Origin of the sequence: Streptomyces solincola (genome assembly GCF_002982015.1) — a bacterium.
Taxonomy (GTDB): domain Bacteria; phylum Actinomycetota; class Actinomycetes; order Streptomycetales; family Streptomycetaceae; genus Streptomyces; species Streptomyces solincola.
This window is the reverse complement of the sequence record NZ_PVLV01000311.1, coordinates 1-6,436: the sequence shown is the minus strand read 5'-3', so window position 1 is coordinate 6,436 and position 6,436 is coordinate 1. Positions and strand designations below refer to the sequence as shown.

The 6,436-nt window shown below is 71.4% G+C and carries 5 protein-coding genes; 1 reads left to right on the top strand and 4 read right to left on the bottom strand.

Translation table 11 applies throughout. The features are described 5' to 3' along the window. Window positions 1–168: 168 nt before the first annotated feature. The 3 genes from C6N75_RS20080 to C6N75_RS20070 form a co-directional block, all read right to left on the bottom strand. On the bottom strand, window positions 169–744 hold the full coding sequence (locus C6N75_RS20080; protein ID WP_105870303.1) for a TerD family protein: 576 nt from the start codon (window positions 742–744) through the stop codon (window positions 169–171). A 173-nt stretch (window positions 745–917) separates the two neighbouring features. After that, complete coding sequence (locus tag C6N75_RS20075; RefSeq protein WP_105870302.1) at window positions 918–1,406, bottom strand: peroxiredoxin; 489 nt, start codon at window positions 1,404–1,406, stop codon at window positions 918–920. Between the two features lie 242 nt (window positions 1,407–1,648). Then, a complete protein-coding gene (locus C6N75_RS20070; RefSeq protein ID WP_105870301.1) occupies window positions 1,649–2,080 on the bottom strand; it encodes a DUF3052 domain-containing protein in 432 nt (143 codons plus the stop codon). Between the two features lie 566 nt (window positions 2,081–2,646). Between C6N75_RS20070 and aceE the strand changes: the two genes are divergently transcribed. After that, window positions 2,647–5,379, top strand: coding sequence for a pyruvate dehydrogenase (acetyl-transferring), homodimeric type (aceE, locus tag C6N75_RS20065; protein WP_105870300.1), 2,733 nt, complete (start codon window positions 2,647–2,649; stop codon window positions 5,377–5,379). Window positions 5,380–5,477: 98 nt separating this feature from the next. On the opposite strand, the gene C6N75_RS20060 is transcribed toward aceE, so the two are convergent. Then, window positions 5,478–6,350, bottom strand: coding sequence for an alpha/beta fold hydrolase (locus C6N75_RS20060; protein ID WP_105870299.1), 873 nt, complete (start codon window positions 6,348–6,350; stop codon window positions 5,478–5,480). Between the last annotated feature and the right edge of the window lie 86 nt (window positions 6,351–6,436).

Sequence of the window (6,436 nt, the reverse complement as noted above, 5' to 3'; positions counted from 1 at the left end):
GCGTGCGGTGCGTGCGCGGTGACGTGCACGGTGTGCGGCGCCGCGTACGGCGGACCGCGGTGTGCGAACGGTACGGCCCGCCCGCGGCTGAGCGGGCGGTGAGGGGCCCGCGGGCGCCGGCGCCGCACGGAGTGCGTCCGGGGCGTCGCCGCCCTGGACGGCTGCGTCTCAGACGTTGACGCCGAAGTCGCGAGCGATGCCCGACAGGCCGGAGGCGTACCCCTGGCCGACCGCGCGGAACTTCCACTCCGCGCCGTTCCGGTACAGCTCGCCGAAGACCATGGCGGTCTCGGTCGACGCGTCCTCGCTGAGGTCGTAGCGGGCGATCTCGGCGCCGCCGGCCTGGTTCACCACGCGGATGAAGGCGTTGCGGACCTGGCCGAAGGACTGCTGGCGGCTGTCGGCGTCGTAGATCGAGACCGGGAAGACGATCTTGGCGACGTCGGCCGGGACGCCGGCCAGGTCGACCTTCACCTGCTCGTCGTCGCCCTCGCCCTCGCCGGTGAGGTTGTCACCGGTGTGCTCGACCGAGCCGTCCGCGCTCTTCAAGTTGTTGAAGAAGACGAAGTCCTGGTCGTTGCGGACCTTGCCCTCGGCGTTCACCAGAATGGCGCTGGCGTCCAGGTCGAAGTCCGTGCCGGTGGTGGTGCGGACGTCCCAGCCGAGACCGACGGTGACGGCCGTCAGGCCCGGGGCCTCCTTGGTCAGCGAGACGTTGCCGCCCTTGCTGAGGCTGACTCCCACGAGTCCCTCCATTGGTTTCCAGGGGCAGCGCCCCCGTCGTACATGGCATTCGGATCAACGTATCGATCCTAGTGAGCGGTTCCCGGGACGGGCAGGCACTTGCGCCGGGGTTTCACCGGTGTCGGGAGACCGCCGGGCGGCCCGGCCCGGGGCGGCGGGGCGCGGCCGGGACGTCAGAGGGCGTCGAGGACCTTCAGGTAGTCGTTCAGGTCGCGGGCGTCCGGCAGGTCGTTGACCACCGACCAGCGCACCGTGCCGGTCCTGTCGATGATGAAGGTGCCGCGGACCGCGCAGCCCTTCTCCTCGTCGAAGACCCCGTAGGCGCGGGCCGCGGCGCCGTGCGGCCAGAAGTCGGACAGCAGCGGGTACTCCAGGCCCTCCTGCTCGGCGAAGACGCGCAGGGTGTGCATGGAGTCGGTGGAGACGGCCAGGAGCTGGACGTCGTCGTTGACGAAGCGGGGCAGCTCGTCGCGGAGCGCGCACAGCTCGCCGGTGCACACGCCGGTGAAGGCGAACGGGTAGAAGAGGAGCACCACGTTCTTCTCGCCGCGGAAGTCGGCGAGCGAGACGGTGCGCCCGTGGTTGTCCTTCAGGGTGAGGTCCGGGGCCGGGTCGCCGGCCGCCGGGGCCGGGGTGCCGGTGGTGTCCGCCTCGATCGCCATGGCAGCGCGTTTCCCTTCGGTGGGCTGGTGGCCGGCGTGCTCCGGTGGGGGCCGCCGGCTCGTCCGGGGCGGGGACCCTGTCGGGCGCCCCCGTCCCCGCCCACCCTACGCACCGGACCCGCACGCCGGCCCGGTCGCCGCCGAGCGGGCCGCGCGCGGGGCCCCGCACCTGGCAGGGCGCACGCAGCGGGCCCCCGCCGACGGAGGTCGGCGGGGGCCCGGGGCCCGGGGGCTCGGCGCGGTCAGCGCTTGCCGGTCTTGGGGGTCACCAGACGGGTGCCGGTCCAGTCCTTGCCCACGGTGACGCTGCGGGTCTGGGAGAGCCCGGCGGTCTGGGCGGCCTCGTTGATGTCGCTGGGCTCGATGTAGCCGTCACGACCGGTCTTGGGCGTCATGAGCCAGATCTGGCCGCCCTCGTCGATCAGGCCGATGGCGTCGACCAGTGCGTCCGTGAGGTCGCCGTCGTCGTCACGGAACCACAGCACGACGACGTCGGCGACGTCGTCGTAGTCCTCGTCGACGAGTTCCTGGCCGATGACGGCCTCGATGCCTTCACGGAGCTCCTGCTCGACATCCTCGTCGTAGCCGATCTCCTGGACCACCTGTCCGGGCTCGAACCCCAGCTTCGACGCCGGGTTGGTCCGCTCCTCCGCGTGGTCCGCGGTCGCGCTCACGGCTTGCCTCCTGATCATGTCTTCTGGAAAGTGCGTCGGCCGCGCGCGTACGCGCGGCTTGGGGCGTAGTCCACACGTGCCGGGCGGATCGCGCAAGTACCCGGCGATCGAGACCGCCGAAACGGTGACTTTTGGGTCCGTCCCGCCACAGTTCCTGGCATCTGCCCGCCCGTGGCCGGGCTACACACCACGCCTCTTGACCCACTTTAGGTGCTTCCACTCCATCCGTGCCTCCGCGCCGGACGATCTCCGGGGCAGCGGGCCGGGAACGGGTGGACGAGCCGGGCGAACGGCCGGACGAAACGCCTGGACGCCTTGGGCGTATGGTTGCGATTTGACCGACCTCGCGTCGACCGAACCGTCCCGGCCGCGGACCGGGGGGCCCACCGCCCCGGCCGCACGGCCTGGGAACCGGGCTCCACGGCCCGGGGACGCCGGGAGGGGCCCGTACGGGTTACCTCCTGGTAAAGATGACGTCCGCGTCGACGGGGTAGACGATGGTGGCGGCGCGACGTACCGACGACCACCCAGCACCCCCGTAGGCTCCACCGACCAGAAGGAACAGCGTGGCTTCCGGATCCGATCGCAACCCGATCATCATTGGCGGCCTTCCCAGCCAGGTCCCGGACTTCGATCCCGAAGAGACCCAGGAATGGCTCGACTCCCTCGACGCCGCCGTCGACGAACGCGGCCGGGAACGGGCCCGCTACCTGATGCTCCGCCTCATCGAGCGGGCCCGCGAGAAGCGCGTGGCCGTGCCCGAGATGCGCAGCACGGACTACGTCAACACGATCGCGACCAGGGACGAGCCGTTCTTCCCCGGCAACGAGGAGATCGAGCGCAAGGTCCTCAACGCCACCCGCTGGAACGCCGCGGTGATGGTCTCCCGCGCACAGCGCCCCGGGATCGGCGTCGGCGGGCACATCGCCACCTTCGCCTCCTCCGCGTCCCTGTACGACGTGGGCTTCAACCACTTCTTCCGCGGCAAGGACGAGGGCGACGGCGGCGACCAGATCTTCTTCCAGGGCCACGCCTCCCCCGGCATCTACGCCCGCGCCTTCCTCCTCGACCGGCTGAACGAGACGCAGCTCGACGCCTTCCGCCAGGAGAAGTCGAAGTTCCCCGACGGCCTGTCGTCCTACCCGCACCCGCGGCTGATGCCGGACTTCTGGGAGTTCCCGACCGTCTCCATGGGCCTGGGCCCGCTGGGCGCGATCTTCCAGGCGCGGATGAACCGCTACATGGAGGCGCGCGGCATCGCCGACACGTCCAAGTCGCACGTCTGGGCGTTCCTCGGCGACGGCGAGATGGACGAGCCCGAGTCGCTCGGCCAGTTGTCCATCGCCGCCCGCGAGGGCCTGGACAACCTCACCTTCGTCGTCAACTGCAACCTCCAGCGGCTCGACGGCCCGGTGCGCGGCAACGGCAAGATCATCCAGGAGCTGGAGTCGCAGTTCCGCGGCGCCGGCTGGAACGTGATCAAGCTGGTGTGGGACCGCTCCTGGGACCCGCTGCTCGCCCAGGACCGCGACGGCATCCTGGTCAACAAGCTGAACACCACCCCGGACGGCCAGTTCCAGACGTACGCCACCGAGACCGGTTCGTACATCCGCGACCACTTCTTCGGCGGCGACCAGCGGCTGCGCGCCATGGTCGAGAACATGACCGACGACCAGATCCTTCACCTGGGGCGCGGCGGTCACGACCACAAGAAGATCTACGCCGCGTACGAGGCGGCCCGCGCCCACAAGGGCCAGCCGACGGTGATCCTGGCGCAGACGGTCAAGGGCTGGACGCTGGGCCCGAACTTCGAGGGCCGCAACGCCACCCACCAGATGAAGAAGCTGACGGTCGACGACCTGAAGGGCTTCCGGGACCGGCTGCACCTGCCGATCTCCGACAAGGAGCTGGAGAGCGGCCTCCCGCCGTACTACCACCCCGGCCGGGACTCCGAGGAGATCCAGTACATGCACGACCGCCGCCAGGCGCTGGGCGGCTATGTGCCGACCCGGGTCGTGCGCGCGAAGCCGCTGCCGCTGCCGGAGGACAAGACCTACGCGGCGGTGAAGAAGGGCTCCGGGCAGCAGTCGATCGCCACCACGATGGCGTTCGTCCGGCTGCTGAAGGACCTGATGCGGGACAAGGAGATCGGCAAGCGGTTCGTGCTGATCGCGCCGGACGAGTACCGCACCTTCGGCATGGACTCGTTCTTCCCGAGCGCCAAGATCTACAACCCGCTCGGCCAGCAGTACGAGGCGGTGGACCGCGAACTGCTGCTCGCCTACAAGGAGTCGCCGACCGGCCAGATGCTGCACGACGGCATCTCCGAGGCGGGCTGCACCGCCTCGCTGATCGCCGCCGGATCGGCGTACGCCACCCACGGCGAGCCGCTGATCCCGGTGTACGTCTTCTACTCGATGTTCGGTTTCCAGCGCACCGGCGACCAGTTCTGGCAGATGTCCGACCAGTTGGCGCGCGGCTTCGTGCTGGGTGCGACCGCCGGTCGTACGACCCTGACCGGTGAGGGCCTCCAGCACGCCGACGGGCACTCCCAGCTCCTCGCCTCGACCAACCCGGCCTGCGTCTCCTACGACCCGGCGTACGGCTTCGAGATCGCGCACATCGTCCAGGACGGCCTGCGCCGGATGTACGGCGAGGACAGCGAGGACGTCTTCTACTACCTCACCGTCTACAACGAGCCGATCCGGCACCCGGCCGAGCCGGCCGACGTGGACGCCGAGGGCATCGTCAAGGGCATCCACCGGGTCGGCAGGGGCGAGAACGGCCAGATCCCCGCGCAGATCCTCGCCTCCGGCGTGGCCGTCCCGTGGGCCCTGGAGGCGCAGAGGATCCTCGCCGAGGAGTGGGACGTCCGGGCCGACGTCTGGTCCGCCACCTCCTGGAACGAGCTGCGCCGCGAGGCCGTGGACGTCGACCGCCACAACCTCCTCCACCCGGAGGAGGAGCAGCGGGTGCCGTACGTGACGCAGAAGCTGTCCGGCGCGGAGGGCCCGTTCGTCGCGGTCTCCGACTGGATGCGCTCGGTCCCGGACCAGATCTCGCGCTGGGTCCCCGGCACCTACACCTCGCTGGGCGCCGACGGCTTCGGCTTCGCCGACACCCGGGGCGCCGCCCGCCGGTACTTCCACATCGACGCCCAGTCGATCGTGCTGGCGGTGCTGACCGAGCTGGCCCGCGAGGGCAAGGTGGACCGCTCCGCGCTGAAGCAGGCGGTGGACCGCTACCAGCTCCTCGACGTCTCGGCCGCCGACCCGGGCGCCGCGGGCGGCGACGCCTGACCCCGAGTGCCGCGTGAGGGCGGTGCGGGAGCCCGAAAGGGGCTCCCGCACCGCCCTCGGCGCGTCCGGGGCCCGGCCCGCTGCACAGTGGGCTCCGGTCACCGGCCGGCGGTGTGCTCCAGGATCGCGGCGGACAGCGGCTGGTGGACCTCCCGCGGCAGGGCGTGGCCCATGCCCGGTACGGTGACCAGACGCGCGCCGCCGATGACCTGCGCCAGGTGGTCGGCGTGCGGCGGCGGGTAGACCGGCTCGGCCGGCGCGGACACGACCAGGGTGGGCACGCGGTTGACCGCCAGCTCCCCGGTGCGCTCCATCCCCGCGGTGTCGGCGCGGGCGTGCGCGGTGCTGGTGCGGTGGTGCCCGGTGTGCTCGACGATCCGGCGCTCCAGGGCGCGGGCGGCCTCGGCGTCGAACGGGATGAGGTCGCCGCTCAGCAGCCGCCAGTGCTCGACGCGCCGGTCCAACTCCTCCTCCAGGCCGCGCTCCTCGGCGGGCTCGGACCACAGCCGCACCAGCTCCGGGTCGACCCCGGGCAGCTCGGCGGCCGGGGTCTGGGCGCCGTCGGGGCCGGTATAGGGCCGGACGCTCAGCGCGCCGGTGCCCATCAGCGTGGCGGTCAGCAGCCGCTTCGGGTGGTCGGCGAGGAGGAGTTGGGTGAGCATGCCGCCCATGGACATCCCCACCACATGTGCGCGGTCCACCCCCAGGGCGTCCAGCACCGCGAGCGCGTCCCCCGCCAACTCGGGCAGGGCGTAGGGCCTGCGGTCGTAGGACCAGGTGGACCGGCCGGTGTCGCGGTGGTCGTAGCGGATGATGCGGTGGCGGGCGGCGAGCAGGTCCACCAGCTCCTCCGGCCAGGCCAGCCCCGATGCCTGCGCCCCCATGATCAGCAACAGCGCCGGCGTGTCGGCCGGTCCGCGCTCCTCCACCCAGAGGCGCACATCGGGTGCCACGTCGACGAAGCGCTGCATGAGGTTCCTTCCGTAGATGCTGTCCGGTTCCGCCGCTGGTGGGGGACCCCGCCCCCCTCCCCCTCCCCAGTCGATCCGGCTTCAAG